Source organism: Pseudomonas sp. HMSC065H01 (assembly GCF_001815235.1).
GTDB lineage: Bacteria > Pseudomonadota > Gammaproteobacteria > Pseudomonadales > Pseudomonadaceae > Pseudomonas > Pseudomonas aeruginosa.
The window spans coordinates 31,162-58,149 of sequence record NZ_KV819854.1 but is presented as its reverse complement, the minus strand read 5'-3'; the positions used below and the strand labels follow the sequence as shown (position 1 = coordinate 58,149).

The following is a 26,988-nucleotide window of genomic DNA, read 5'->3' as shown; positions in this document are numbered from 1 at the left end:
CACGTCCGTGAGCCTGGAGAAAAAAGATGCCATCCTGTTCGGTGATGGCGACGAGTTGCCCAGCAACCATTCGAACAACCCGCACATGAACGACCTGATCGCCGGCCTCGGCCGCCGTCAGGTCCTGGCCGGCGGCGCGGCGCTCGGCGCCCTCGCCTTCCTCGGCGTCGCGCTCCCCGCCAGCGCCGCTCCCGCCGAAGCGCAGGTGCCCGCCGCGGAAGGCCTGCGCGGCTTGCCTTTCAAACGCCGCAACCGCTTGCCCTTCGAAGCCATCGCCAGCGGCCGTGCCGATACCATCCGGGTGCCCGCCGGCTACAAGGCGACGCCCTTCATACCCTGGGGTACCCCGATCAGCGGCAGTTATCCGGGCTTCCTCGACGACGCCAGCAACAGCGCCCAGGACCAGGCCGAACAGATCGGCATGCACCACGACGGCATGCACTTCTTCCCGATCGACGCGCAGTTCGGCTTCGGCGGCGGACACATCAGCAACCATGGCCTGCTGGTGCTCAACCATGAATACATCGACGCGCCGCTGCTGCACACCAATGGCCCGACCGTGGTCGATGGCAAGCGCACCGTCGCCGATGAAGTGCGCAAGGAAATCAACGCCCATGGCGTTTCCGTCGTGGAGATCCGTCGCAACGTGCGTGGCGAGTGGAATGTCGTGCCGTCGCAACGAAATCGCCGGATCACCGCCGCCACGCCGATGCGTATCGCCGGCCCGGCGCGCGGCCACGAACTGCTGCGCACCCGCCACAGTCCGGACGGCACCCGCACCCGCGGCACCCATAACAACTGTTCCAACGGTTTCACCCCCTGGGGCACCTACCTCACCTGCGAGGAGAACTGGGTCGGCTATTTCTCCACCCAGGACAGCGAACTGCCGCGCGAACTGACCCGCTACGGCATTCGCAACACCAGCCGTTTCGGCTGGGAAACCCTGGCGGGCGACGAGTTCGAACGCTTCGACGCCACCCGCAAGGGCAAACAGGCCCAGGACGACTACCGCAACGAACCGAACAACTTCGGCTGGATCGTCGAGATCGACCCGTTCGACCCGCAATCGGTGCCGGTCAAGCGCACCGCTCTCGGCCGCTTCGCCCACGAAGGCCTGGTCTTCGCCCCGGTCAAGCCGGGCCGCCAGGTAGTCTGCTACTCCGGCGACGACTCGCAGAACGAGTACATCTACAAGTACGTCAGCCGCGACAAGTTCCGTCCGGGTCGCAGCAACGCTCGCCTGCTCGACGAAGGCACCCTCTACGTCGCCCGCTTCAACGCCGATGGCAGCGGCCAGTGGCTGCCGCTGGACATCGCCGACGGCAACTTCCGCGCGGCCTGTCGCAAGGCCGGGGTGAGCTTCGCCGACCAGGGCGAAGTGCTGATCAACACCCGCCTGGCCGCCGATGTCCTCGGCGCGACCAAGATGGATCGCCCGGAGTGGGGCGCGGTCAACCCGGACAACGGCGACGTCTACTTCACCCTCACCAACAACACGTCGCGCACCGTCGCCGACGCGGCCAACCCACGGGTGAAGAACGCCTACGGCCATATCATCCGCTGGCGCGAACGCAGCCGCGACTATGCCGGGCAACGCTTCACCTGGGACCTGTTCATGCTCGCCGGTCCCGGCGAAGACAGCCGCGGCCCGGACGGCAAGCCGCTGAACCAGGACAATATCCTGGCCAGCCCCGACGGCCTCTGGTTCGACCCGGAAGGCCGCCTGTGGATCCAGACCGACATGAGCGGCAGCCAGTTGAGCAGCGGCCCGTTCGGCAACAACCAGATGCTGGTGGCCGACCCACGCACCGGCGAACTGAAGCGCTTCCTCACCGGTCCGCTGGGTTGCGAGGTGACCGGCATTGCCGCGACGCCGGACTTCCGTACGCTGTTCATCAACATCCAGCACCCGGGGGAAGGTTCGACCGCCGATAACCTCCTCAGCACCTGGCCGGACGGGCCGGGCCGCCGGCCACGCTCGGCCACCGTGGTGATCACCCGCGAAGACGGCCGACGCCTGCTCTGACGCGCCACGACGACCTGCGTTGGCCGGAATGCCGGCGCAGGTCGCCGCTACAGCCGTGGGCAAGCCCGGGCAAAGCGGGTGGAATGCAGGCTCCCCTCTCTATGGAAGGACGCCAGCATGCCCAAGCGCAATCGTCTCAGCCGCGCCGTCGGCGCCATCAACCTCCTCCCCCGCCGCCTGCGCAGCCGCAGCCTGACGCTGCTGCTGGGCTCCCAGGTGCGCTTCGCCGGCACTGCCAGGGTGCGCATCCATGAACTGGGGCAGGAGCGCGCCATCCTCAGCCTGAAGAACCGTCGGCCGGTGCAGAACCACATAAAAGGTATCCATGCCGCGGCGATGGCCTTGCTCGCCGAGTCGGCCAGCGGCTTCCTGGTCGGAATGAACGTACCGGACGACAAGCTGCCGCTGATCAAGACCATGAAGATCGACTATCTCAAGCGCGCCCAGGGCGACCTGACCGCCATCGCGACGCTGGAGGCCGGACAGATCGAGCAGATCCGGCAACAGGACAAGGGCGAGGTCCGCGTGGCGGTGTTGGTCAGCGACGAGAACGGCAACCAGCCGATCGCCTGCGAAATGGTCTGGGCCTGGGTCGGCAAGAAACCCCGGGTCGCTACCGCAGCCCCCAGGTAGCGCACCTCCGGAGCGACTACATCTACGCTGCGACGCGAACCGCCGCAAACCTTGCCCAGCGCCTTCGCATCCGTCACGAAGAACCGCGGGCGCAGCCCCAGGCGGCGCCGCAGCCGGGTTGCCATGGTGCGGAAAGAAGAAAAACCGCCATGCGCCCGGCCCGGAGAATATTCCCGGTTTAATGCAATAACGGATTGGGCGAGAGTAATTACCAATAAAAGGGTAAACAATAGTAACGCGGCGAAGAATATATGTAGCGAAGTTATACGGATGCGACATTGCAAACGATATTCATTATCGTTTGAAGCCTTGCAAAGAGCCCTCCACCACGCTTCGCGGCAATACGACCAAAAGCCAGCCAGGCCGCGCCATTTCTCGCAAAGACAGCATTCACGAGGGTTTCGGGGATTAACCAAAGCGCTGGAAAAAGCAGAGAAGCGTCTGTTTGTGTTAGAAAAATTTACTTGTCCGGCGCTTTGGGCATAAAATCGGAAAGATACATACAACCCTTAGCTCACTACGCAGCGGGTTGCACAAGAAGTCGGGCATTGCGCCCAGAACCCACGATCTTATATATCCGGTACAGAAGGAGTATCAGCATGCCAAACCCAGCTGAACTTGCAGCTCATCACTGGGGATTCGCTGCCTTCCTTCTAGGGGTCGTTGGCCTTCTCGCCTTCATGCTAGGGGTTTCGTCCCTGCTTGGCAGCAAGGCATTTGGTCGCAGCAAGAACGAACCCTTCGAATCCGGGATCGTCCCCACCGGAGGCGCACGCCTGCGTCTCTCGGCAAAATTCTATCTGGTCGCGATGCTCTTCGTGATCTTCGACGTCGAAGCCCTCTTCCTCTTCGCCTGGTCGGTGTCGGTTCGCGAAAGCGGCTGGGCCGGCCTGATCGAGGCAACCATTTTCATAGCAATTCTGTTGGCGGGTCTTGTCTATCTTTGGCGGATCGGTGCGCTCGATTGGGCTCCCGAAAGCCGTCGCAAGCGGCAGGCGAAGCTAAAACAATGAGGCTTTGGCGATGCAATACAAACTTACCCGGATCGATCCCGATGCGGCCAACGACCAATACCCGATAGGCGAACGGGAAACCGTAGCCGACCCGCTGGTCGAGGGCCAGGTTCACAAGAACATCTTCATGGGCAAGCTCGAGGATGTGCTGAACTCCACCGTCAACTGGGGTCGCAAGAACTCGCTCTGGCCCTATAACTTCGGGCTGTCGTGCTGCTACGTGGAGATGACCACCGCCTTCACCGCGCCGCACGATATCGCCCGCTTCGGCGCCGAAGTGATCCGGGCGTCGCCGCGCCAGGCCGACTTCATGGTCATCGCCGGCACCTGCTTCATCAAGATGGCCCCGGTCATCCAGCGCCTCTACGAGCAGATGCTCGAACCCAAGTGGGTCATCTCCATGGGCTCGTGCGCCAATTCCGGCGGCATGTACGACATCTATTCGGTGGTCCAGGGGGTCGACAAGTTCCTCCCCGTGGACGTCTACATCCCCGGCTGCCCGCCCCGTCCGGAGGCGTTCCTGCAAGGCCTGATGCTGTTGCAGGAATCCATCGGCCAGGAGCGCCGCCCGCTGTCCTGGGTCGTTGGCGACCAGGGGGTCTACCGCGCCGAAATGCCGGCCCAGAAAGACCTGAAACGCGAGCAGCGCATCCAGGTGACCAACCTGCGCAGCCCCGACGAAGTGTGATCCGGAACTCCCGGCCAGCCCCGCTGGCCGGCCGAGACCAGCCGCGTTCACCCCACCGTTGACCGAAAGCGACCGAGACCATGACTGCAGACTCCGCTCTGTACATCCCGCCTTACAAGGCAGACGACCAGGATATCGTCGTCGAACTGAATTCCCGCTTTGGCGCCGAGACCTTCACCGTCCAGCCCACCCGTACCGGCATGCCGGTGCTCTGGGTTCCGCGCGAAAGACTGATCGAAGTCCTGACCTTCCTCCGTCAGGTACCCAAGCCCTACGTGATGCTCTACGACCTGCACGGCGTCGACGAGCGGCTGCGCACCCATCGCCGCGGCCTGCCGAGCGCCGACTTCAGCGTGTTCTACCACCTGATGTCGCTGGAGCGTAATAGTGACGTGATGATCAAGGTCGCCTTGTCCGAGCGCGACCTCAACCTGCCCACCGCCACCCGTATCTGGCCCAACGCCAACTGGTACGAGCGCGAAGTGTGGGACATGTACGGCATCACCTTCACCGGCCACCCGCACCTGACCCGCATGCTGATGCCGCCGACCTGGCAGGGCCATCCGCTGCGCAAGGACTACCCGGCGCGCGCCACCGAGTTCGATCCCTACTCCCTGTCCGCCGCCAAGCAGGACCTGGAGCAGGAAGCCCTGCGCTTCAAGCCGGAAGACTGGGGCATGAAGCGCCACGGCGAGAACGAGGACTACATGTTCCTCAACCTCGGCCCGAACCACCCGTCCGCCCACGGCGCGTTCCGCATCATCCTGCAACTGGACGGCGAGGAGATCATCGACTGCGTCCCGGAGATCGGCTACCACCACCGCGGCGCCGAGAAGATGGCCGAGCGCCAGTCCTGGCACAGTTTCATCCCCTACACCGACCGCATCGACTACCTCGGCGGGGTGATGAACAACCTGCCCTACGTACTCTCGGTGGAGAAGCTCGCCGGGATCAAGGTGCCCCAGCGGGTCGACGTGATCCGGATCATGATGGCAGAGTTCTTCCGTATCCTGAACCACCTGCTGTACCTGGGCACCTATATCCAGGACGTCGGCGCCATGACCCCGGTGTTCTTCACCTTCACCGACCGCCAGCGCGCCTACAAGGTGGTCGAGGCCATCACCGGCTTCCGCCTGCACCCGGCCTGGTACCGCATCGGCGGCGTCGCCCACGACCTGCCGCGCGGCTGGGACAAGCTGGTCCGCGAGTTCCTCGACTGGATGCCCAAGCGCCTCGACGAGTACGAGACCGCGGCCCTGAAGAACAGCATCCTGCGCGGCCGGACCATCGGCGTCGCCCAGTACAACACCAAGGAAGCCCTCGAGTGGGGCACCACCGGCGCCGGCCTGCGCGCCACCGGTTGCGACTTCGACCTGCGCAAGGCCCGCCCCTACTCCGGCTACGAGAACTTCGAGTTCGAGGTACCGCTGGCCCACAACGGCGACGCCTACGACCGCTGCATGGTCAAGATGGGCGAGATGCGCCAGAGCCTGCGGATCATCGAACAGTGCCTGAAGAACATGCCGGAAGGCCCTTACAAGGCCGACCATCCGCTGACCACGCCGCCGCCGAAAGAACGCACGCTGCAACACATCGAAACCCTGATCACCCACTTCCTGCAGGTTTCCTGGGGCCCGGTCATGCCGGCCAACGAAGCCTTCCAGATGATCGAGGCGACCAAGGGTATCAACAGCTACTACCTGACCAGCGACGGCAGCACCATGAGCTACCGCACGCGTATCCGGACGCCCAGCTTCGCGCACCTGCAACAGATCCCCTCGGTGATCAACGGCAGCATGATCGCGGACCTGATCGCCTACCTGGGTAGCATCGATTTCGTTATGGCTGACGTGGACCGCTGACATGAGCCAGAGCAACCTGATTCAGACCGACCGTTTCGTCCTCAGCGAAACCGAGCGCTCGTCCATCGAGCATGAAATGCATCACTACGAGGACCCGCGCGCGGCGTCCATCGAAGCCCTGAAGATCGTCCAGAAACAGCGCGGCTGGGTGCCGGACGGCGCCATCCCGGCGATCGGCGAGGTGCTGGGGATCCCGGCCAGCGACGTCGAAGGCGTCGCCACCTTCTATAGTCAGATATTCCGCCAGCCGGTGGGCCGCCACATCATCCGCGTCTGCGACAGCATGGTCTGCTACATCGGCGGCCACGAGTCGGTGGTCGGCGAGATCCAGAAGCAACTCGGCATCGGTCTCGGCCAGACTACCGCCGACGGACGCTTCACCCTGCTCCCGGTCTGCTGCCTGGGCAACTGCGACAAGGCCCCGGCGCTGATGATCGACGACGACACCCATGGCGACGTGCGTCCCGACGGTGTCGCCAAACTGCTGGAGGCCTACGTATGACCCTTACCTCCATTGGTCCGGCCAACCGCATGGCGCGTTCGGCGGAAACCCATCCGCTGACCTGGCGCCTGCGCGAAGACGCCCAGCCCGTCTGGCTCGAGGAATACCAGAGCAAGGACGGCTATGCCGCGGCGCGCAAGGCGCTGACCCAGATGGCCCAGGACGACATCGTCCAGACCGTCAAGGACTCCGGCCTCAAGGGCCGCGGCGGCGCGGGCTTCCCCACCGGCGTGAAGTGGGGCCTGATGCCGAAGGACGAGTCGCTGAACATCCGCTACCTGCTGTGCAACGCGGACGAGATGGAGCCGAACACCTGGAAGGACCGCATGCTCATGGAGCAGCTGCCGCACCTGCTGGTGGAAGGCATGCTGATTTCCGCGCGCGCGCTGAAGGCCTACCGCGGCTACATCTTCCTGCGCGGCGAATACGTCGACGCGGCGCGCAACCTCAACCGCGCCATCGACGAAGCCAAGGCCGCCGGCCTGCTCGGCAAGAACATCCTCGGCAGCGGCTTCGATTTCGAGCTGTTCGTCCACACCGGTGCCGGCCGCTACATCTGCGGCGAAGAGACCGCGCTGATCAACTCGCTGGAAGGCCGCCGCGCCAACCCGCGTTCCAAACCGCCCTTCCCTGCCGCCGTCGGCGTCTGGGGCAAGCCGACCTGCGTGAACAACGTGGAGACGCTGTGCAACGTGCCGGCCATCGTCGGCAACGGCGTGGACTGGTACAAGACCCTGGCCCGCCCCGGCAGCGAAGACATGGGCACCAAGCTGATGGGCTTCTCCGGCAAGGTGAAGAACCCCGGCCTGTGGGAACTGCCGTTCGGCGTCAGCGCCCGCGAGCTGTTCGAGGACTACGCCGGCGGCATGCGCGACGGCTTCCAGCTCAAGGCCTGGCAGCCCGGCGGCGCCGGTACCGGCTTCCTGCTCCCGGAGCACCTGGATGCGCAGATGTTCGCCGGCGGCATCGCCAAGGTCGGCACCCGGATGGGCACCGGCCTGGCCATGGCGGTGGACGACAGCATCAACATGGTTTCCCTGCTGCGCAACATGGAAGAGTTCTTCGCCCGCGAGTCCTGCGGCTGGTGCACCCCCTGCCGCGATGGCCTGCCGTGGAGCGTGAAGCTGCTGCGCGCCCTGGAGCGGGGCGAAGGCCAGCCCGGCGACCTCGAGACCCTCGAGCAGCTGGTCAACTTCCTCGGCCCAGGCAAGACCTTCTGCGCCCACGCGCCGGGAGCCGTCGAGCCGCTGGGCAGCGCCCTCAAGTATTTCCGTGCCGAATTCGAGGCGGGCATCTCCCGCCAGCCTTCGGCCGCGCCGCGCCCGGCAACGGTCGGCGCCTGATGCTTTGCAGCCGGACGGCCAGCCGTCCGGCGATGTTTCGTCGTCGTGCCGCGGCCCGGCCGCAGGCCCGACGGAACCGTGAGTTTCTATTAGCCACGCCCGCTGACAACGGGCCAACGAAGACTTGAACCATGGCCACTATCCACGTAGACGGCAAGACGCTCGAAGTCGATGGTGCAGACAACCTCCTGCAGGCCTGTCTGTCCCTCGGTCTCGACATTCCCTACTTCTGCTGGCACCCGGCGCTCGGTAGCGTCGGCGCCTGCCGCCAGTGCGCGGTGAAGCAGTACACCGACGAGAACGACAAGCGTGGTCGCCTCGTCATGTCCTGCATGACCCCCGCCACCGACAACACCTGGATCTCCATCGAAGACGAAGAGGCCAAGCAGTTCCGCGCCAGCGTCGTCGAATGGCTGATGACCAACCACCCGCACGACTGCCCGGTGTGCGAGGAAGGCGGTCACTGCCACCTGCAGGACATGACGGTGATGACCGGCCACAACGAGCGCCGGTACCGCTTCACCAAGCGCACCCACCAGAACCAGGAACTCGGCCCGTTCATCGCCCACGAGATGAACCGCTGCATCGCCTGCTACCGCTGCGTGCGCTACTACAAGGACTACGCCGGCGGCACCGACCTCGGCGTCTACGGCGCCCACGACAACGTCTACTTCGGACGGGTCGAGGACGGCGTGCTGGAAAGCGAGTTCTCCGGCAACCTCACCGAGGTCTGCCCCACCGGCGTGTTCACCGACAAGACCCACTCCGAGCGCTACAACCGCAAGTGGGACATGCAGTTCGCCCCGAGCATCTGCCACGGCTGCTCCAGCGGCTGCAACATCAGCCCCGGCGAGCGCTACGGCGAGATCCGCCGCATCGAGAACCGCTACAACGGCTCGGTCAACCACTACTTCCTCTGCGACCGCGGTCGCTTCGGCTACGGCTACGTCAACCGCGAAGACCGTCCGCGCCAGCCGCTGCTGGTGCTGAGCAAGCAGAAGCTGAGCCTGGACGGCGCCCTCGACCAGGCCGCCGCCCTGCTGAAGGAGCGCAAGGTGGTCGGCATCGGTTCGCCGCGCGCCAGCCTGGAAAGCAACTTCGCCCTGCGCGAGCTGGTTGGCGAAGGCAACTTCTACAGCGGCATCAACGAAGGCGAGCTCGACCGCCTGCGCCTGATCCTGCAGGTCATGCAGGAAGGCCCGCTGCCGGTGCCGAGCATCCGCGACATCGAGGACCACGACGCGGTCTTCGTCCTCGGCGAGGACCTGACCCAGACCGCCGCCCGCATCGCCCTGGCCCTGCGCCAGTCGGTGAAGGGCAAGGCCGTCGAGATGGCCGCCGACATGAAGGTCCAGCCGTGGCTCGACGCCGCGGTGAAGAACATCGCCCAGCACGCGCAGAACCCGCTGTTCATCGCCAGCGTCAGCGCGACCCGCCTCGACGACGTGGCCGAGGAAACCGTCCACGCCGCACCGGACGACCTCGCCCGCCTCGGCTTCGCCGTGGCCCACGCGATCGACCCGAGCGCTCCAGCCGTGGCCGACCTCGACCCGCAGGCCCAGGCCTTCGCCCAGCGCATCGCCGATGCCCTGCTGGCGGCCAAGCGTCCGCTGCTGGTGTCCGGCAACTCGCTGGGCAACAAGGCACTGATCGAAGCCGCGGCGAACATCGCCAAGGCCCTCAAGCAGCGCGAGAAGAACGGTTCCATCAGCCTGGTGGTCGGCGAAGCCAACAGCCTCGGCCTGGCGCTCTTCGGCGGCGACTCCGTGGAAGCCGCGCTCGAGCGACTGACCTCCGGACAGGCCGACGCCGTGGTGGTGCTGGAGAACGATCTCTACCGCCGCACCGACGCCGCCCGTGTCGACGCAGCCCTGGCGGCGGCCAGGGTGGTGATCGTCGCCGATCACCAGCAGACCGCCACCACCGCCAAGGCGCACCTGGTGCTGCCGGCGGCCAGCTTCGCCGAAGGCGACGGCACCCTGGTCAGCCAGGAAGGCCGCGCCCAGCGCTTCTTCCAGGTGTTCGACCCGACCTACTACGACGCCAGGAACATGGTCCGCGAGGGCTGGCGCTGGCTGCATGCGATCCACAGCACCCTGCAAGGCAAGCGCGTCGACTGGACCCAGCTGGACCACGTCACCGAAGCCGTGGCCGAGGCCAAGCCGATCCTGGCCGGTATCCGCGACGCCGCACCGGCCGCCTCGTTCCGCATCAAGGGCCTCAAGCTGGCCCGCGAACCGCACCGCTACAGCGGGCGCACCGCCATGCGCGCCAACATCAGCGTGCACGAGCCGCGCACCCCGCAGGACATCGACTCGGCGTTCGCCTTCTCCATGGAAGGCTACTCCGGCAGCCAGGAAGACCGTCAGCAGATCCCGTTCGCCTGGTCGCCGGGCTGGAACTCGCCGCAGGCCTGGAACAAGTTCCAGGACGAGGTCGGCGGCCACCTGCGCGCCGGCGACCCCGGCGTGCGCCTGATCGAACCGAAGGGCGAAGGCCTCGACTGGTTCCAGGCCGTGCCGGTGCCGTTCAGCGCCAAGGCCGACAGCTGGAAGGTAGTGCCTCTGTACCACCTGTTCGGTAGCGAGGAAAACAGCTCGCGGGCCGCGCCGATCCAGCAGCGCATCCCGGAGACCTACGTCGCCCTGTCCAAGGAAGACGCGGACCGCCTCGGCGTCAACGACGGCGCGACCCTCGGCTTCCAGCTCAAGGGCCAGGCCCTGCGCCTGCCGCTGCGCATCGATGAACAACTCGGCGCCGGCCTGATCGGCCTGCCGGTCGGCTTCGCCGGCATCCCGGCGGCGATCGCCGGCTGCTCCGTGGAAGGTCTGCAGGAGGCTGCACAATGAGTTGGCTGACTCCCGCTCTGGTCACCATCATCCTCACCGTGGTCAAGGCCATCGTGGTGCTGCTCGCCGTGGTCATCTGCGGCGCCCTGCTCAGCTGGGTCGAGCGCCGCCTGCTCGGCCTCTGGCAGGACCGCTACGGCCCCAACCGGGTCGGTCCGTTCGGTGCGTTCCAGCTCGGCGCGGACATGGTCAAGATGTTCTTCAAGGAGGACTGGACCCCGCCGTTCGCCGACAAGATGATCTTCACCCTGGCCCCGGTGATCGCGATGGGCGCCCTGCTCGTCGCCTTCGCCATCGTGCCGATCACCCCCACCTGGGGCGTGGCGGACCTGAACATCGGCATCCTGTTCTTCTTCGCCATGGCCGGCCTGACGGTGTACGCCGTGCTGTTCGCCGGCTGGTCGAGCAACAACAAGTTCGCCCTGCTCGGCAGCCTGCGCGCCTCGGCCCAGACCATCTCCTACGAGGTGTTCCTGGCCCTGTCGCTGATGGGCATCGTCGCCCAGGTCGGCTCGTTCAACATGCGCGACATCGTCCAGTACCAGATCGACAACGTCTGGTTCATCATTCCGCAGTTCTTCGGCTTCTGCACCTTCATCATCGCCGGCGTCGCCGTGACCCACCGTCACCCGTTCGACCAGCCGGAAGCGGAGCAGGAACTGGCGGACGGCTACCACATCGAGTACGCCGGGATGAAATGGGGCATGTTCTTCGTCGGCGAGTACATCGGCATCGTACTGGTCTCGGCGCTGCTGGCGACCCTGTTCTTCGGCGGCTGGCACGGTCCGTTCCTGGACACCCTGCCCTGGCTGTCGTTCTTCTACTTCGCCGCCAAGACCGGCTTCTTCATCATGCTCTTCATCCTGATCCGCGCCTCGCTGCCGCGTCCGCGCTATGACCAGGTGATGGCGTTCAGCTGGAAGGTGTGCCTGCCGCTGACCCTGATCAACCTGCTGGTGACCGGCGCGCTCGTGCTGGCCGCGGCCCAGTAAGGAGAACCACCGTGATCAAAGAAATCATCAACGTCGTGCATGGCACCTTCACCCAGCTTCGCAGCCTGGTGATGATCTTCGGCCATGCCTTCCGCAAGCGCGACACCCTGCAATACCCCGAAGAGCCGGTCTACCTGCCGCCGCGCTATCGTGGCCGGATCGTCCTGACCCGCGACCCCGACGGCGAGGAACGCTGCGTAGCCTGCAACCTGTGCGCCGTGGCCTGTCCGGTTGGCTGCATCTCCCTGCAGAAGGCCGAGACCGAGGACGGTCGCTGGTATCCGGAGTTCTTCCGCATCAACTTCTCGCGCTGCATCTTCTGCGGCCTGTGCGAGGAAGCCTGCCCGACCACCGCGATCCAGCTCACCCCGGACTTCGAGATGGGCGAGTTCAAGCGCCAGGACCTGGTCTACGAGAAGCACGACCTGCTGATCTCCGGGCCGGGCAAGAACCCGGACTACAACTACTACCGCGTTGCGGGGATGGCGATCGCCGGCAAGCCGAAAGGCGCCGCGCAGAACGAAGCCGAACCGATCAACGTGAAAAGCCTGCTGCCATAAGGAGACGTCGCGTGGAATTCGCTTTCTATTTCGCTGCCGGCGTCGCCGTACTGGCCACGCTGCGGGTCATCACCAACAGCAACCCGGTGCATGCCCTGCTCTACCTGATCATTTCCCTGCTGGCCATCTCGATGACCTTCTTCAGCCTCGGCGCACCCTTCGCCGGTGCCCTGGAGATCATCGTCTACGCTGGCGCCATCATGGTTCTGTTCGTCTTCGTGGTGATGATGCTCAACCTCGGCCCGGCCGTGGTCGAGCAGGAGCGCAAGTGGCTCACGCCCGGCATCTGGGTCGGGCCTTCGGCCCTGGCCCTGGTCCTGCTGGTGGAACTGCTGGTGGTCCTCGCCCGCACCCCGAGCGGTGCCGGCATCGGCCATACCACGGTAGACGCCAAGGCGGTCGGCATCAGCCTCTACGGCCCGTACCTGCTGGTGGTCGAACTGGCCTCCATGCTGTTGCTCGCGGCCCTGGTCGCTGCCTATCACCTGGGTCGTCAAGACGCCAAACAATAAAGGTTCGGCGGGCGCCCTGCGCCCGCCCCAAGGGAACGTAACGCTATGAACGCAATACCACTGGAACACGGCCTGGCCCTCGCCAGCGTCCTGTTCGCCCTCGGACTGGTCGGCTTGATGGTGCGACGCAACATCCTGTTCGTACTGATGAGCCTGGAAGTGATGATGAACGCCGCCGCCCTCGCCTTCGTGGTCGCCGGCAGCCGCTGGGGCCAACCCGACGGCCAGGTGATGTTCATCCTGGTGCTGAGCCTCGCGGCCGCCGAAGCGAGCATCGGCCTGGCGATCCTGCTGCAACTGTATCGCCGCTTCCACACCCTCGATATCGACGCTGCCAGCGAGATGCGCGGATGAACCTTCTACCTCTTACCTTCCTGTTCCCCCTGGTCGGCTTCCTGCTGCTGTCGTTCTCCCGCGGCAGGTGGTCGGAAAACCTTTCGGCGCTGGTCGGCGTCGGCTCGGTCGGCCTCTCCGCCCTGAGCGCGGCCTGGGCCATCTTCAGCTTCCACAGCAGTCCGCCGGAAGGCGGCGCCTACAGCCTGGTGCTGTGGCAGTGGATGGCGGCCGGCGACTTCAGCACCAACTTCACCCTGTACCTGGACGGCCTCTCGGTAACCATGCTCGGCGTGGTTACCGGCGTCGGCTTCCTGATCCACCTGTTCGCCTCCTGGTACATGCGTGGCGAAACCGGCTATTCGCGCTTCTTCGCCTACACCAACCTGTTCATCGCCAGCATGCTGTTCCTGGTGCTGGGCGACAACCTGCTGTTCCTCTACTTCGGCTGGGAAGGCGTGGGCCTGTGCAGCTACCTGCTGATCGGCTTCTACTACAGCAATCGCAACAACGGTAACGCGGCGCTCAAGGCATTCATCGTCACCCGCGTCGGCGACGTGTTCATGGCTTTCGGCCTGTTCATCCTGTTCCAGCAGTTCGGCACCCTGAACATCCAGGAGCTGCTGGTGCTGGCGCCGCAGAAGTTCCCGGAAGGCAACCTCTGGCTGACCCTGGCGACCCTGGCCCTGCTCGGCGGCGCGGTCGGCAAGTCCGCCCAGCTGCCGCTGCAGACCTGGCTGGCCGACGCCATGGCCGGCCCGACCCCGGTCTCCGCGCTGATCCACGCCGCCACCATGGTGACCGCCGGCGTCTACCTGATCGCCCGTTGCCACGGCCTGTTCACCCTGGCCCCGGACATCCTCGAACTGGTCGGCATCGTCGGCGCGGTGACCTTGGTCCTGGCCGGCTTCGCCGCCCTGGTACAGACCGATATCAAGCGCATCCTCGCCTACTCGACCATGAGCCAGATCGGCTACATGTTCCTCGCCCTCGGCGTCGGCGCCTGGGACGCGGCGATCTTCCACCTGATGACCCACGCCTTCTTCAAGGCCCTGCTGTTCCTTGCCTCGGGCGCGGTGATCGTCGCCTGCCACCACGAGCAGAACATCTTCAAGATGGGCGGCTTGTGGAAGAAGCTGCCGCTGGCCTACGCCAGCTTCGTGGTCGGCGGTGCGGCGCTGGCCGCCCTGCCCTTCCTCACCGCGGGCTTCTACTCCAAGGACGAGATCCTCTGGGAGGCCTTCGCCAGCGGCCATCGCGAACTGCTGATCGCCGGCCTGGTGGGTGCGTTCCTGACCTCGATCTACACCTTCCGCCTGATCTTCGTCGCCTTCCACGGCGAGCCGAAGACCGAAGCCCACGCCGGCCACGGGATTTCCCACTGGTTGCCGCTCAGCGTGCTGATCGTCCTGTCGACCTTCGTCGGCGCCCTGATCACCCCGCCGCTGGCTGGCGTCCTGCCGGAAAGCGTCGGCCACGCAGGTGGCGAAGCCAAGCACAGCCTGGAACTGGCCTCGGGTGCCATCGCCATCGCCGGTATCCTGCTGGCCGCCCTGCTCTTCCTCGGCCAGCGCCGCTTCGTCAGCGCCCTGGCGAAGAGCGCCCCGGGTCGCTTCTTCGGTACCTGGTGGTACCACGCCTGGGGCTTCGACTGGCTGTACGACAAGCTGTTCGTGAAACCCTACCTGCTGCTCTGCCAATTGCTGGGGCGCGACCCCATCGACCGTACCCTGGGCGTCGTTCCGTTCAGCGTGCGCGGCGGACACAACCTCCTCAGCCTCACCGAGAACGGCCGCCTGCGCTGGTACGCCGCTTCCCTGGTGGGTGGAGCCGCCATCCTGCTCGGCGCGCTGCTGCTGGCCTAACGAATTCACGGAGAGACTGAGCCTGTCATGATTCTGCCCTGGCTAATCCTGATCCCCTTCATCGGCGGTTTCCTCTGCTGGATCGCCGAACACAGCAGCAAGACCCTGCCCCGCTGGATCGCGCTGCTTTCGATGACCCTGGTCCTGATCCTGAGCCTTTGGATCTGGGCCACCGGCGACTTCCAGCTGGCGCCCGCGCCCGGCGGCGAGCCGGAATGGACCCTGCAATTCAAGGTGCTGTGGATCGAGCGTCTCGGCATCAGCATCCACCTGGCGATGGATGGCCTGTCGCTGCTGATGGTCGCCCTCACCGGCCTGCTCGGCGTGCTCTCGGTCCTCTGCTCCTGGAACGAGATCCAGCGCCGCATCGGCTTCTTCCATCTGAACCTGCTGTGGATCCTGGGCGGTGTGATCGGCGTGTTCCTCGCCATCGACCTGTTCCTGTTCTTCTTCTTCTGGGAAATGATGCTGGTGCCGATGTACTTCCTCATCGCGCTGTGGGGACACAGTTCCGATGACGGCAAGAAGACCCGCATCTACGCCGCCACCAAGTTCTTCATCTTCACCCAGGCCAGCGGCCTGGTGATGCTGGTGGCGATCCTCGGCCTGGTGTTCGTCAACTTCAATGCCACCGGCGTGATCACCTTCGACTACGCCACCCTGCTGAAGACCCAGCTGAGCCCCCACGTGGAATGGCTGCTGATGCTCGGCTTCTTCGTCGCCTTCGCGGTGAAGATGCCGGTGGTGCCGGTGCATTCCTGGCTGCCGGACGCCCACGCCCAGGCGCCCACCGCCGGCTCCGTGGACCTCGCCGGCATCCTCCTGAAGACCGCCGCCTACGGCCTGATCCGCTTCGCCCTGCCGCTGTTCCCCAACGCCTCGGCGGAATTCGCGCCGATCGCCATGTGGCTCGGCATCATCGGCATCTTCTACGGTGCCCTGCTGTCCTTCGCGCAGACCGACATCAAGCGCCTGGTTGCCTACTCCAGCGTTTCGCACATGGGCTTCGTGATGATCGGCATCTACTCCGGCAGCCAGGTCGCGCTGCAGGGCGTGGTGGTGCAGATGATCGCCCACGGCCTCTCCGCCGCGGCGCTGTTCATCCTCTGCGGCCAGCTCTACGAGCGCCTGCATACCCGTGACATGCGCAAGATGGGCGGCCTGTGGTCGCGCATGCCCTACCTGCCGGCGATCAGCCTGTTCTTCGCCTCGGCGTCGCTGGGCCTGCCCGGTACCGGCAACTTCGTCGGGGAGTTCCTGATCCTGATCGGCGCCTTCAAGGTGGTCCCGGTGATCATCGTGATCGCCACCTTCGGCCTGGTCTTCGCCTCGGTCTACTCGCTGATCATGATCCACCGCGCCTACTTCGGCCCCAGCCAGTCCGACGAGCCGATCCTCGGCCTCGATGCCCGCGAACTGAGCATGGTGCTCGGCCTGGCGGTCCTGCTGGTCCTGCTCGGGGTCTACCCGCAGCCAGTGCTGGACATCTCCGCGGCCAGCATGCACGGCGTGCAGCAATGGCTGGGCGCAGCCCTTTCCACCCTTGCAGGACGGTAGTCGCGAAATGACCTTTACGATTCAACACTTCATCGCGCTCCTGCCACTGCTGATCACCAGCGCCACCCTGGTGGTGGTGATGCTGGCGGTAGCCTGGAAACGCAATCACTCGTTCACCGCCACCCTCTCGGTGATCGGCCTCAACCTGGCCCTGCTGTCGCTGCTGCCGGTCCTCGGCGTCACCCCGATCGAGGTGACACCGCTGGTGCTGGTGGACAACTACGCCTGCTTCTACATGGCCCTGGTGCTGGTCTCCGCCCTGGCCTGCGTGACCCTCGCCCACGCCTACATGGAAAGCTATCCGGGTAACCGCGAAGAGCTGTACCTGCTCCTGCTGCTGGCCACCGCCGGCGGCCTGGTGCTGGTCAGCGCGCAGCACCTGGCCAGCCTGTTCATCGGCCTGGAGCTGCTCTCGGTCCCGGTCTACGGGATGGTCGCCTACGCCTTCTTCAACAAGCGCTCGCTGGAAGCCGGCATCAAGTACACCGTGCTCTCGGCCGCCGGCTCCACCTTCCTGCTGTTCGGCATGGCCCTGCTCTACGCCGAGTCCGGTACCCTGGGCTTCGCCGGCCTTGGCGCCAAGGTTGCCGAGCACGTGCTGAGCGGTCCGCTGGTCAGCGTTGGCGTAGGCATGATGCTGGTCGGCCTGGGCTTCAAGCTGTCGCTGGTGCCCTTCCACCTGTGGACCCCGGATGTCTACGAAGGCGCCCCGGCGCCGGTCTCGGCGTTCCTCGCCACCGCCAGCAAGGTCGCGGTGTTCGCCGTGCTGCTGCGGCTGTTCCAGATCGCCCCGGCGGCCCTGGACAACCAACTGCTGAACATCTCCCTGAGCGTCATCGCGGTCGCCTCGATCCTCTTCGGCAACCTGCTGGCACTGACCCAGAGCAACATCAAGCGCCTGCTCGGCTACTCGTCCATCGCCCACCTGGGCTACCTGCTGGTCGCCCTGATCGCCAGCAAGGGCATGGCCGTGGAAGCGGTCGGCGTCTACCTGGCCACCTACGTACTGACCTCCCTCGGCGCGTTCGGCGTGATCACCCTGATGTCCACCCCGTACAGCGGCCGCGACGCCGATGCGCTGTTCGAGTACCGCGGACTGTTCTGGCGCCGACCGGTGCTGACCGCGGTGATGACCGTGATGATGCTGTCGCTGGCAGGCATCCCGCTGACCGCCGGCTTCATCGGCAAGTTCTACGTGATCGCGGTCGGCGTCGAGTCGCACCTGTGGTGGCTGATCGGCGCCCTGGTGCTGGGCAGCGCCATCGGCCTGTACTACTACCTGCGGGTCATGGTCACCCTGTTCCTGGTCGAGCCCGGCATCCGCCAGCACGACGCACCGTTCAACTGGGGCCAGCGCGCCGGCGGCATCATGCTGGTGGCCATCGCCCTGCTGGCGTTCTTCCTCGGCGTCTACCCGCAGCCGCTGCTGGAAATCCTCCAGCATTCCGGCCTGGCCCTCGCCGGCTGAGTCGCCCGCTCCACGAAAACCCCGCCTCGGCGGGGTTTTTCTTTGGCCCGCCCCACGCACCCTGCCCCGCTACCGTGGCATGCTCCGCGCTCCATGGATGAACCCGGAGGCCTCATGCCCACCTTCCACGATATCGACGTCCTGCGACACAACAGCGCCAGTTGGGACGCCCAGGCCGCCCGTGACTGCGAATGGTCGCGACCGGTCAGCGCCGAAGAGGTCGCCGCCGCACGCCGCGGCGACTGGGCGGTGAAGCTGACCCCGGGCGCGTTACCCGCTCACTGGCTGGGCGACGTACGCGGCCGCGAGATCCTCTGCCTGGCCTCGGCCGGCGGCCAGCAGGCGCCGATCCTTGCCGCCGCCGGCGCACGGGTCACGCTGTTCGACGCCTCGGCGGGACAGCTGGACAAGGACCGCCAGGTCGCCGCCCGCGACCGCCTCGAACTGGCCTGCGTGCAGGGCGACATGCGCGACCTCTCGACCTTCGCCGATGCCTCCTTCGACCTGGTCTTCAATCCCATCTCCAATCTCTACGTCGACGATGTCCTGCCGGTCTGGCGCGAATGCGCGCGGGTGCTGCGGCCGGGCGGCAAGCTGCTGGCGAGCTTCTACAACCCGGCGCTGTTCATCGAGGACCGCTCGCCGGAACTGGCAGAGCAGGGCCTGATCCGGCCGCGACATCGCCTGCCCTACTCCGACCTGGAAAGCCTCTCCGCCGAAGCCCTCGCGGCAAAGCGCGAGAAAGGCGAAGCCCTGGTGTTCGGCCATAGCCTGACCCAGCAGATCGCCGGCCTGCTCGCCGCCGGCCTGCTGCTGCAGGATTTCTACGAAGACTGGCAACCGCACCCGCGCTTCGTCATCGACCGCTTCATGCCGACCTTCCTCGCCACCTGCGCGCTCAAGCCGAGGTCCGCCGCCGGTTGACAGCGGCGCGCGCGGACCTTAGAGTCCGCGCTCCCTTCCCGCCTGTGCTGCTGAGCGGAAAGACGCCAGCCTCCGGTTTCCACCGGACGGCTTCGCATTGTCTGTAGAGCGGCACTGTCATGTCCAAACATTCCCGGCTTGAAAAAGCCTTCCTGCGCAGCGGCATCCTCGTCGACCGCCAGCAGGACATCGTCACCCTCACCCGTCGTCACGACGGTACTTCGGCCCAGGTCCTGCTGCCCGCCAGCTTCGCGCTGGAGGAAAAGGCCGTGCGCCAGTTGCTCGACTTCGCCTCGGTCCAGGCACCCGGCGACACCGGGCACGTCTGCAAGGCCTGCGCCACGCCGGACTTCCATCCCGGCAGCATCGCCCCGGTCGGCTCCATCGTCGCCAGTACGGCGGACTTCGTCATTCCCGCTGCCATCGGCACCGACATCAATTGCGGCATGCGCCTGCTGCGTACCGGCCTGACCCTGTCCAGCGCCGAGGAGCACAGGCAAGCCCTGGTCGCCGGCCTGACCCACGTCCTGCTGCGTAACGGTCGCGACGTACCATTGCGGGTCCAGGCGTTCGAAGCGCTGTTCGCCGAAAGCCCCGGGCACTGCCTGGAGCGTCTCAGCGAAGACGGCCTGTGGGCCGAGGTCGACCAGGCGCGGCTGTTCCGCGAGTTACAGGGCTGCATCGGCCTGGATGAATTCGGCGGGCGTCTCGAGTATGCCCCCGAGGCCTTGCGCGATCGCCGCCGCAGCCTGATCCGCGATCCCGGCCTGGGTACCACCGGTTCCGGCAATCACTTCGTCGAGTTGCAGGTGGTGGACCGCCTGCTCGACCGCCACCAGGCCTTCGCCCTGGGCCTCAGGGCCGACGAACTGGTGGTGATGATCCACAGCGGCTCGCGCGATGTCGGCTTCCACGTCGGCCAGCGCTGGATGGACCGTGCCCGCACCGCCTGGCCGCGCGGCCGGCGCCACCCCGCGTCCGGCCTCTACGCGCTGGGCGGCGAGCTGGCCGGAGAATACCTCCAGGCCATGGGTGGCGCTGCGCGCTATGCCTGGCTGAACCGGGTGGTGCTGGCGGAGCTGGTGCGCAAGGTCTTGCGCGAGACCTTCCAGCGCGACGACAGCGCCCTGCTGGTGGACGTCCCGCACAACGTGGTGCTCCAGGAACAGGGCCTGAATCTCCACCGCAAGGGCGCCACGCCGGCCCGCCAGGGCGATCTGCTGCTGATTCCCGGCTCGATGGGCGATTACTCGTACATCGCCAGCGGCCTGGGACACCCGGACTGGCTATGGTCCTGCAGCCATGGGGCCGGCCGCAGCATCCGCCGGCAGGCGCTACGAGCGCTGAAAGGCCCGGGCGACAGCGCGCTGCCCTGGCACTGCGTGACCCTCCGTGAGGAGCGCCGCATCGAAGAGGCCCCGGGCGCCTACAAGCCGGTGGGGCCGGTGATCGATGCCCAGGAGCGTGCCGGGCTGATCCGGCCGCTGGCACGCTTGCGTCCGTGGCTGACCTTCAAGGCCTGAAACGAACAAGCCCCGCATTCGCGGGGCTTGTCTGCCACGGGCGCGACTCAGGCCTGCGGTTCTTCCTCGCGGCCAGTGAACAGGTCCCAGCTGGCCATGAACAGCGCAGCGATCAGCGGGCCGATGACGAAGCCGTTGAGACCGAACAGGGCCATGCCGCCGAGGGTGGAGATCAGCACCACGTAGTCCGGCATCTTGGTGTCCTTGCCGACCAGGATCGGGCGCAGGATGTTGTCCACCAGGCCGATCACCACCACGCAGAACAGGATCAGCACTACACCCTGCCAGATCGCCCCGGTGAGCAGGAAGTAGGCCGCCACCGGCGCCCAGATCAGCGCCGCACCGATGGCCGGCAGCAGCGACAGGAAGGCCATCAGGGTGCCCCAGAGCAAGGCGCCCTCGATGCCCAGCAGCCAGAAGATCAGGCCGCCGAGAGCGCCCTGGGTGGCAGCCACGGCGATGTTGCCCTTCACCGTGGCGCGGATCACCGTGGTGAACTTGGCGAACAGGTGGTGCTTGTGTTCCTGGCTCAGCGGCACCGCCTGCTTGATCCGCCGGCCGAGCACGCGACCGTCGCGGAGGAGGAAGAACAGCAGGTAGAGCATGATGCCGAAGCTGATGACGAAGTCGAGGGTGTTCTGGCCGATGCTGAACGCCTTGGTCGCCACCACCTGGCTGGCCTGCATCGCCACCGAGGAGAGCTTCTCCTGCAGGCTCGAGAGATTGGCCAGGTCGAAGCGCTCCAGCCACTGGTGCACCGATGGCGGCAAGGCAGCCACCGCCTGCTGCAGGTAGGCGGCGAAGTTCAGTTCGCCGGACTTGACCCGCTGGTAGACGCTCGCGCCTTCCTGCACCAGCGAACCGGCGATGAAGATCACCGGGATGATCACGATCAGCACGCAGATCAGCAGGGTGATCAGCGCGGCGAGGTTCTTCCGATCCCTCAGGCGCACCTGCAGGCGGCGTTGCACCGGGGCGAAGATGATCGCCAGGATGGTGCCCCAGAACACCGCGCCGTAGAACGGCAGCAAGAGCCAGCCGAAGGCGAGCGTGACCACCGCCAGCAACAGGAGAAAAGTCCGGGATTCCAGTTTCGTGTCGAGCATGTCCAATCCATCTGGCAGTGGGAAGCAAAGCATTAGTCAGCCGGCGGACGTGGATCGTTCACGACTGCCGGCCGACTCCGCCGAATAATGACAGGAAGGCTCTGTGGCGCACCACTGCCGGCTGGCTCTTTTGCCGGCAGCGGTCGCGCGGGGGAAGGGTCAGATGCGGAACTGACCGACCAGCCGGCCCAGGCCCTGGCCCAGTTGCGCCAGGCTGCGGGCGGTCTGCGCGCCCTGCTGGGCCTCGTCGGCGACGCTGTCCACCGCGCCGGCGATCTGGTGCACGCTGCGGTTGATCTCCTCGGCCACCGCGGTCTGCTCCTCGGCGGCGCTGGCGATCTGCGCGTTCATCGCGTTGATGGTGGCGATCAGCTGGGCGATGGCATCCAGCGAATCGCCGGCCTGGTTGGCCTGGTTGCTGGTGCCCTCGCCGGCCTCGCCGGAACGGCGCATGGCGTCGACCGCGGCGTTGGTGCCCTGCTGCAGGCGATCGATCATGCCCTGGATTTCCTGGGTACTCTGCTGGGTGCGGCTGGCCAGCGCCCGCACTTCGTCGGCGACCACCGCAAAGCCACGTCCGGCCTCGCCGGCACGGGCCGCCTCGATGGCCGCGTTGAGCGCCAGCAGGTTGGTCTGTTCGGCAATGGAGCGGATCACCCCGAGCACACTGACGATGGATTGCACGTCCTGCTGCAGGCTATCCAGAGAAGTCCCGCTGTCGCGGATCTCGTCCACCAGCGCGTGGATGCGCTCGATGCTGCCGTCCACCACGCGCTTGGCCGCCTGGCCTTCGTGGTCGGTCTGCTGCGCGGCCTCGGCGGCGCGCTGGGCGCTCTGCGCCACTTCATGGGCGGCGGCGGACATCTCGTTGATCGCGGTGGCGACCTGGTCGGTCTCGTGGCGCTGGCGCTCCATGGCCTGCTCGGAACGCTCGGCCTGGGCCGACATCTGCTCCACCAGTTGCTTGAGGTCGCCGGTCATCCCGGCGATCTGCCGCACCAGACCGTGGATCTTCTCGACGAAGCGGTTGAAGGAACCGGCCAGCTCGCCCAGCTCGTCGTAGCTGGTCACCGGTAGGCGACGGGTCAGGTCGCCTTCGCCGGCGGCGATGTCATCGAGGTTCTGGCGGATCTGGTGCAACGGCCGCAGCATCGCGTTGGCCACCGCCAGGCCGATCACCAGCAGGACCACCAGAAGGACGCCGGCGATCCCCACGATACTGGCGATCAGGGTGCCGATACGCTCGTCGATGTCCTGCTTGATTTCCACCAACTGGGCCTCGACGCCGTCGAGGTTGATCGCCGAGCCGATAACCATGTCCCACTTCGGCAGGTACAGGGTGTAGGACAGCTTGGGCACCATGACGCTCTCGTTGCCCGGCAGCGGCGAGGTATAGGTCACGTAGTGGCTGCCGTTGCGGCCGGCCTCCACCAGTTCGCGGTTGAGGTAGACGCCGCTGGGATCGCGGCGGTCGCGGAAGCTCTTGCCGACGTCCACCGGGCTGTCGCCGCGAAACAGGCGCACCACCTGGGAGTCGTAGCCGAAGATATAGCCGTCCTTGCCGTACTTGATCTTCGACAGGCGCGCGATGGCCTCGGCGCGGGCATTCAGGTCGCCGTTGGCCGAGCGGTCGTACTCGGCCTGGATACTGCCCATGGCGATCTGCACGTAGTGCTCGAGTTCGGCACGACGGTCGCCGAGCAGGCGCTCGCGGGTATCCTTGACTTCGGCATCAGCCTGTTTTTTCAGGATCAGCACCGCTCCGCCGCTGAGCACCAGGGCGAAGAGCAGCACCGGCACCATGGCCAGCAGGAGGACTTTGGATTTCAGGGTCAGACGCATCATCAACTCCTAGCATGACGCCCAATAAAAAACGGGATTCCCGTTTCATCGGCAATCCCGTCGGAAGCTTAAGCGGCCGGCCCGACATTCCGTCAGGCGACCGCCCGAGATGGAACTCAGAGCAACATCGCGGCGGCCCAGCCGAACACCAGCAACGGCAGGTTGTAGTGCAGGAAGGTCGGCACCACGGTGTCCCAGATGTGATTGTGCTGGCCGTCGACGTTGAGCCCGGAGGTCGGCCCAAGGGTCGAGTCCGACGCCGGAGAACCTGCATCCCCCAGCGCGCCGGCGGTGCCGACGATGCTGACGATGGCCAGCGGGCTGAAGCCCAGTTGCACCGCCAGCGGGACGAAGATCGCGGCGATGATCGGCACGGTGGAGAACGACGAGCCGATGCCCATGGTGACCAGCAGGCCGACCAGCAGCATCAGCATGGCGCCGACCGCCTTGCTGTTGCCGATCCAGGCCACCGAGGCGTCGACCAGGCTCTGCACCTCGCCGGTGGCCTTCATCACCTCGGCGAAACCGGCCGCGGCGATCATGATGAAACCGATGGTGGCCATCATCTTCATGCCTTCGGTGAACAGGTCGTCGGTCTCCTTCCAGCGCACCACGCCGGACAGCGAGAAGACCACGAAACCGACCAGCGCGCCGATGATCATCGAGTCCAGCCACAGCTGTGCGACGAACGCGGCGACGATGGATACCCCGGCCACCGCCAGGCTCTTCGGGTTGTAGCTGACATCGACGCGTTCGGCCTGCTCGATCCGCTGCAAGTCGTAGACGCGCTTGCGGCGGTAGCTGAACAGCACCGCGATGAGCAACCCGGCGAGCATGCCCAGGGCTGGGATGAACATGGCGTGGGTGACGTTGATCCCGCTGACGTCGACGCCGTTGCGCGCCACGTTGGCCAGCAGGATTTCATTGAGGAAGATGTTGCCGAAGCCCACCGGCAGGAACATGTACGGGGTGATCAGGCCGAAGGTGATGACGCAGGCGATCAATCGCCGGTCGATCTGCAGCTTGCTCAGCACATAGAGCAGCGGCGGCACCAGCAGCGGGATGAAGGCGATATGGATCGGCAGGATATTCTGCGAGGATACCGCCACGCAGAGCAGCAGGCCGACCAGGATCCACTTGAACGCACCGGCGCCCTTGCCCTGCTCGTCGTGCCGGCCGAGCAGCGCCAGGACCTTGTCGGCCAGCGCATGGGCCACGCCGGAGCGGGCGATGGCCACGGCGAAGGCGCCGAGCATGGCGTACGACAGGGCCACCGTGGCACCCCCGCCGAGGCCGCCGTTGAAGGCCTTGAGAGTCCCCTCCAGGCCTAGGCCACCGAACAGTCCGCCGACCACCGCGCCGATGATCAGCGCCAGCACGACATGCACACGGCAAAGGCTGAGGACGAGCATCAGCCCCACCGCCAGCACCACTGCGTTCATCGTTGAACTCCTTGCAAATGAAACGAACTCGACCGTCTGCGGCCGAAAAAAGGGGCGTACTCTGCTACAGCCATCCCCGCCTGTCAAAGCCGCGCATGCGCGAATGTCGCCTGGCTATAAACCGTTGTGCACGGTTCTTGCGTGCGATTCGCCGAACGACGGCAATCCGGCGCCAGCGACCGGACCGTCGTCAAGAATGGGCGAGCCCTGCCGATAAGCCTTGGGCCCCCGCAGTTTCTTCGTACAAGGACCCCTCCCATGTTCCTTCGCCGCCTGTCCATCCAATGGAAGATCACCCTGCTGGCAGGGCTCTGCCTGCTCGGCGTGGTCGCCTTGCTGGTCGGCCTTTCGGTCTACCGCATGCAGCACAGCAGCGTGCTGGTGAAAAGCGCCAGTACACAGATGCTCGACGAATCGGCGCGCCTGCGCCTGGAAGCCCGCGGGGAATTGCAGGCGTTACGCATCCAGCGCTATTTCATGGATGCCTTCCAGTACGGCAAGGGCTTCTCCCGGCAGATCCTGTTCCTCCGCGACCAGGCGCAGAAGCGCTTCCTCGATGCCTACGACCTGCGCGAAGACCTGACCCGCCAGGTGCGCACCGCGCTCGCCGCCAATCCCGAGGTGCTCGGCCTGTACGTGGTCTTCGAACCCAATGCGCTGGACGGCAAGGACGAACTGTTCGTCGACCAGCCCGCCCTGGGCAGCAACGACAAGGGACGCTTCTCCCTGTACTGGGCGCAGGCCACGCCGGGACAGCTGGAATCCGAGTCGATGATCGAGTCCGAACTCGCCGACACCAGCAGCGGGCCCAGCGGCGCGGCCTACAACGCCTGGTACACCTGCCCGAAGGAAAGCGGGCAACCCTGCGTGCTCGATCCTTACTTCGACAAGGTCGGCGAACGCCAACTGCTGATGACCAGCATCGCCTTTCCCCTCGAACTGGATGGCAAGGTGATCGGCGTGATGGGCCTGGACATCAACCTGAGCAACCTGCAGGCGCTCAGCGAACAGGGCAACCGCGAACTCTACGACGGCGTCGGCCAGGTCGGCATCCTCAGCCCGGCCGGGCTGTTCGCCGGCAACAGCCGCGACGCCGGCCTGCTCGGCAAGAACCTGGCCAAGGCGGATCCGCAGCACGCCGGCGAACTCCTGCAACTGCTGGCCGCCGGCAAGAGCCGGTTGTTCAACGAGAACGACGACCTCAAGGTGCTGCAACCGTTGCAGCCGATTCCCGGCGCCAAGCCCTGGGGCGTGCTCCTCGAAGTGCCGAAGAGCGCCCTGCTCGGCCCGGCCCTGGCGCTGGAGCGGCAACTGGACGACATGCGTCGCGAAGGCACCTGGGTCGAACTGGGCCTCGGCCTCGGCGCCGCGGTGCTCGGCCTGCTGGTGCTGTGGCTGAGCGCCCGCGGCGTGACCCGGCCGATCCTCGGCGTCGCCCACATGCTGCGCGACATCGCCAGCGGCGAAGGCGACCTGACCCAGCGTCTGCCGCACACCGGGCGCGACGAGCTGGGCGAACTGGCCGGTTGGTTCAACCGTTTTCTCGACAAGCTGCAGCCGATCATCCGCGACGTGAAGGTCTCGGTGCGCGATGCGCGCAGTACCGCCGACCAGTCGGCGGCGATTTCCAGCCAGACCAGCGCCGGCATGCAGCAGCAGTTCCGCGAGATCGACCAGGTCGCCACCGCATCCCACGAGATGACCGCCACTGCCCAGGACGTCGCCCGTAGCGCCGCCCAGGCCGCCGACGCCGCGCGCGGTGCCGACCAGGCGACCCGCGACGGCCTGGCGCTGATCGACCGCACCACCCAGAGCATCGACAGCCTGGCCGCCAACCTGACCAGCGCCATGGGCCAGGTCGAGCAACTGGCCAGCAGCAGCGAGGAAATCGGTTCGGTGCTGGAAGTGATCCGCGCCATCGCCGAGCAGACCAACCTGCTGGCGCTCA

At 66.1% G+C, this 26,988-nt stretch carries 21 protein-coding genes; 18 read left to right on the top strand and 3 right to left on the bottom strand.

Features of this window, described 5'->3' with window-relative positions; translation table 11 throughout:
- Positions 1-7: 7 nt before the first annotated feature.
- The 17 genes from HMPREF3014_RS05330 to HMPREF3014_RS05250 all read left to right on the top strand — a co-directional run bounded on the left by HMPREF3014_RS05330 (position 8) and on the right by HMPREF3014_RS05250 (position 20,650).
- On the top strand, positions 8-2,026 hold the full coding sequence (locus tag HMPREF3014_RS05330) for a PhoX family protein (RefSeq protein ID WP_003097668.1): 2,019 nt from the start codon (positions 8-10) through the stop codon (positions 2,024-2,026).
- Between the two features lie 78 nt (positions 2,027-2,104).
- The gene (locus HMPREF3014_RS05325) at positions 2,105-2,659 is read left to right on the top strand and encodes a DUF4442 domain-containing protein (RefSeq protein ID WP_003143818.1); all 555 of its coding nucleotides are present in this window, start codon (positions 2,105-2,107) and stop codon (positions 2,657-2,659) included.
- Between the two features lie 599 nt (positions 2,660-3,258).
- Positions 3,259-3,672: an NADH-quinone oxidoreductase subunit A gene (locus HMPREF3014_RS05320; protein WP_003090452.1), complete on the top strand. Its 414-nt coding sequence runs from the start codon at positions 3,259-3,261 to the stop codon at positions 3,670-3,672.
- 10 nt (positions 3,673-3,682) lie between these two features.
- Positions 3,683-4,360: a NuoB/complex I 20 kDa subunit family protein gene (locus HMPREF3014_RS05315; protein WP_003090455.1), complete on the top strand. Its 678-nt coding sequence runs from the start codon at positions 3,683-3,685 to the stop codon at positions 4,358-4,360.
- Positions 4,361-4,440: 80 nt separating this feature from the next.
- The gene (gene nuoC, locus HMPREF3014_RS05310; RefSeq protein WP_003090458.1) at positions 4,441-6,222 is read left to right on the top strand and encodes an NADH-quinone oxidoreductase subunit C/D; all 1,782 of its coding nucleotides are present in this window, start codon (positions 4,441-4,443) and stop codon (positions 6,220-6,222) included.
- Between the two features lies 1 nt (position 6,223).
- Positions 6,224-6,724: an NADH-quinone oxidoreductase subunit NuoE gene (gene nuoE / locus HMPREF3014_RS05305; RefSeq protein WP_003090460.1), complete on the top strand. Its 501-nt coding sequence runs from the start codon at positions 6,224-6,226 to the stop codon at positions 6,722-6,724.
- Positions 6,721-8,067 carry an NADH-quinone oxidoreductase subunit NuoF gene (gene nuoF, locus HMPREF3014_RS05300; protein ID WP_003097674.1) on the top strand — a complete coding sequence of 449 codons (1,347 nt, stop codon included), beginning with the start codon at positions 6,721-6,723 and terminating at the stop codon, positions 8,065-8,067. The genes nuoE and nuoF overlap by 4 nt, the downstream gene beginning before the upstream one ends.
- Before the next feature lie 131 nt (positions 8,068-8,198).
- A complete protein-coding gene (gene nuoG / locus HMPREF3014_RS05295) occupies positions 8,199-10,916 on the top strand; it encodes an NADH-quinone oxidoreductase subunit NuoG (protein ID WP_023087242.1) in 2,718 nt (905 codons plus the stop codon).
- On the top strand, positions 10,913-11,908 hold the full coding sequence (nuoH, locus tag HMPREF3014_RS05290) for an NADH-quinone oxidoreductase subunit NuoH (RefSeq protein WP_003090465.1): 996 nt from the start codon (positions 10,913-10,915) through the stop codon (positions 11,906-11,908). The genes nuoG and nuoH overlap by 4 nt, the downstream gene beginning before the upstream one ends.
- 11 nt (positions 11,909-11,919) lie before the next feature.
- Complete coding sequence (gene nuoI, locus HMPREF3014_RS05285; RefSeq protein ID WP_003090467.1) at positions 11,920-12,468, top strand: NADH-quinone oxidoreductase subunit NuoI; 549 nt, start codon at positions 11,920-11,922, stop codon at positions 12,466-12,468.
- 11 nt (positions 12,469-12,479) lie between these two features.
- Positions 12,480-12,980: an NADH-quinone oxidoreductase subunit J gene (gene nuoJ, locus HMPREF3014_RS05280; protein WP_003090473.1), complete on the top strand. Its 501-nt coding sequence runs from the start codon at positions 12,480-12,482 to the stop codon at positions 12,978-12,980.
- A gap of 45 nt (positions 12,981-13,025) precedes the next feature.
- Positions 13,026-13,334, top strand: coding sequence for an NADH-quinone oxidoreductase subunit NuoK (nuoK, locus tag HMPREF3014_RS05275; RefSeq protein WP_003090475.1), 309 nt, complete (start codon positions 13,026-13,028; stop codon positions 13,332-13,334).
- Positions 13,331-15,178: an NADH-quinone oxidoreductase subunit L gene (gene nuoL / locus HMPREF3014_RS05270; RefSeq protein ID WP_003097681.1), complete on the top strand. Its 1,848-nt coding sequence runs from the start codon at positions 13,331-13,333 to the stop codon at positions 15,176-15,178. Before nuoK ends, nuoL begins: the two co-directional genes overlap by 4 nt.
- 27 nt (positions 15,179-15,205) lie before the next feature.
- The gene (gene nuoM, locus HMPREF3014_RS05265; RefSeq protein WP_003097684.1) at positions 15,206-16,735 is read left to right on the top strand and encodes an NADH-quinone oxidoreductase subunit M; all 1,530 of its coding nucleotides are present in this window, start codon (positions 15,206-15,208) and stop codon (positions 16,733-16,735) included.
- A 7-nt stretch (positions 16,736-16,742) separates the two neighbouring features.
- The gene (gene nuoN / locus HMPREF3014_RS05260; RefSeq protein ID WP_023087241.1) at positions 16,743-18,203 is read left to right on the top strand and encodes an NADH-quinone oxidoreductase subunit NuoN; all 1,461 of its coding nucleotides are present in this window, start codon (positions 16,743-16,745) and stop codon (positions 18,201-18,203) included.
- A 114-nt stretch (positions 18,204-18,317) separates the two neighbouring features.
- A complete protein-coding gene (locus HMPREF3014_RS05255; protein WP_023087240.1) occupies positions 18,318-19,127 on the top strand; it encodes a class I SAM-dependent methyltransferase in 810 nt (269 codons plus the stop codon).
- Between the two features lie 119 nt (positions 19,128-19,246).
- Positions 19,247-20,650 carry an RtcB family protein gene (locus HMPREF3014_RS05250; RefSeq protein ID WP_003116715.1) on the top strand — a complete coding sequence of 468 codons (1,404 nt, stop codon included), beginning with the start codon at positions 19,247-19,249 and terminating at the stop codon, positions 20,648-20,650.
- A 47-nt stretch (positions 20,651-20,697) separates the two neighbouring features.
- Here the strand turns inward: HMPREF3014_RS05250 and HMPREF3014_RS05245 are convergent, their stop codons facing one another.
- From HMPREF3014_RS05245 to HMPREF3014_RS05235, 3 genes are all read right to left on the bottom strand, one after another.
- Positions 20,698-21,756 (bottom strand): AI-2E family transporter, encoded by a 1,059-nt coding sequence (locus HMPREF3014_RS05245; protein ID WP_003113380.1) that lies wholly within the window; start codon positions 21,754-21,756, stop codon positions 20,698-20,700.
- Positions 21,757-21,915: 159 nt separating this feature from the next.
- Entirely contained in the window at positions 21,916-23,601 is a 1,686-nt protein-coding gene (locus HMPREF3014_RS05240; RefSeq protein ID WP_010895628.1) for a methyl-accepting chemotaxis protein, read from the bottom strand.
- A gap of 113 nt (positions 23,602-23,714) precedes the next feature.
- Positions 23,715-25,040, bottom strand: coding sequence for a Na+/H+ antiporter family protein (locus HMPREF3014_RS05235; RefSeq protein ID WP_003113382.1), 1,326 nt, complete (start codon positions 25,038-25,040; stop codon positions 23,715-23,717).
- Positions 25,041-25,298: 258 nt separating this feature from the next.
- Here HMPREF3014_RS05235 and HMPREF3014_RS05230 point away from each other — a divergent pair.
- On the top strand, positions 25,299-26,988 hold a 1,690-nt coding region (locus tag HMPREF3014_RS05230; RefSeq protein ID WP_070753824.1), incomplete at its 3' end, for a methyl-accepting chemotaxis protein.

Excerpts from the sequence above, each read along its gene's own strand:
- HMPREF3014_RS05320 (WP_003090452.1), top strand. The coding sequence starts at position 3,259 with ATGCCAAACCCAGCTGAACTTGCAGCTCATCACTGGGGATTCGCTGCC.
- HMPREF3014_RS05315 (WP_003090455.1), top strand. The coding sequence starts at position 3,683 with ATGCAATACAAACTTACCCGGATCGATCCCGATGCGGCCAACGACCAA.
- nuoC (WP_003090458.1), top strand. The coding sequence starts at position 4,441 with ATGACTGCAGACTCCGCTCTGTACATCCCGCCTTACAAGGCAGACGAC.
- nuoE (WP_003090460.1), top strand. The coding sequence starts at position 6,224 with ATGAGCCAGAGCAACCTGATTCAGACCGACCGTTTCGTCCTCAGCGAA.
- nuoF (WP_003097674.1), top strand. The coding sequence starts at position 6,721 with ATGACCCTTACCTCCATTGGTCCGGCCAACCGCATGGCGCGTTCGGCG.
- nuoG (WP_023087242.1), top strand. The coding sequence starts at position 8,199 with ATGGCCACTATCCACGTAGACGGCAAGACGCTCGAAGTCGATGGTGCA.
- nuoH (WP_003090465.1), top strand. The coding sequence starts at position 10,913 with ATGAGTTGGCTGACTCCCGCTCTGGTCACCATCATCCTCACCGTGGTC.
- nuoK (WP_003090475.1), top strand. The coding sequence starts at position 13,026 with ATGAACGCAATACCACTGGAACACGGCCTGGCCCTCGCCAGCGTCCTG.
- nuoL (WP_003097681.1), top strand. The coding sequence starts at position 13,331 with ATGAACCTTCTACCTCTTACCTTCCTGTTCCCCCTGGTCGGCTTCCTG.
- nuoM (WP_003097684.1), top strand. The coding sequence starts at position 15,206 with ATGATTCTGCCCTGGCTAATCCTGATCCCCTTCATCGGCGGTTTCCTC.
- nuoN (WP_023087241.1), top strand. The coding sequence starts at position 16,743 with ATGACCTTTACGATTCAACACTTCATCGCGCTCCTGCCACTGCTGATC.
- HMPREF3014_RS05255 (WP_023087240.1), top strand. The coding sequence starts at position 18,318 with ATGCCCACCTTCCACGATATCGACGTCCTGCGACACAACAGCGCCAGT.
- HMPREF3014_RS05250 (WP_003116715.1), top strand. The coding sequence starts at position 19,247 with ATGTCCAAACATTCCCGGCTTGAAAAAGCCTTCCTGCGCAGCGGCATC.
- HMPREF3014_RS05245 (WP_003113380.1), bottom strand. The coding sequence starts at position 21,756 with ATGCTCGACACGAAACTGGAATCCCGGACTTTTCTCCTGTTGCTGGCG.
- HMPREF3014_RS05240 (WP_010895628.1), bottom strand. The coding sequence starts at position 23,601 with ATGATGCGTCTGACCCTGAAATCCAAAGTCCTCCTGCTGGCCATGGTG.
- HMPREF3014_RS05235 (WP_003113382.1), bottom strand. The coding sequence starts at position 25,040 with ATGAACGCAGTGGTGCTGGCGGTGGGGCTGATGCTCGTCCTCAGCCTT.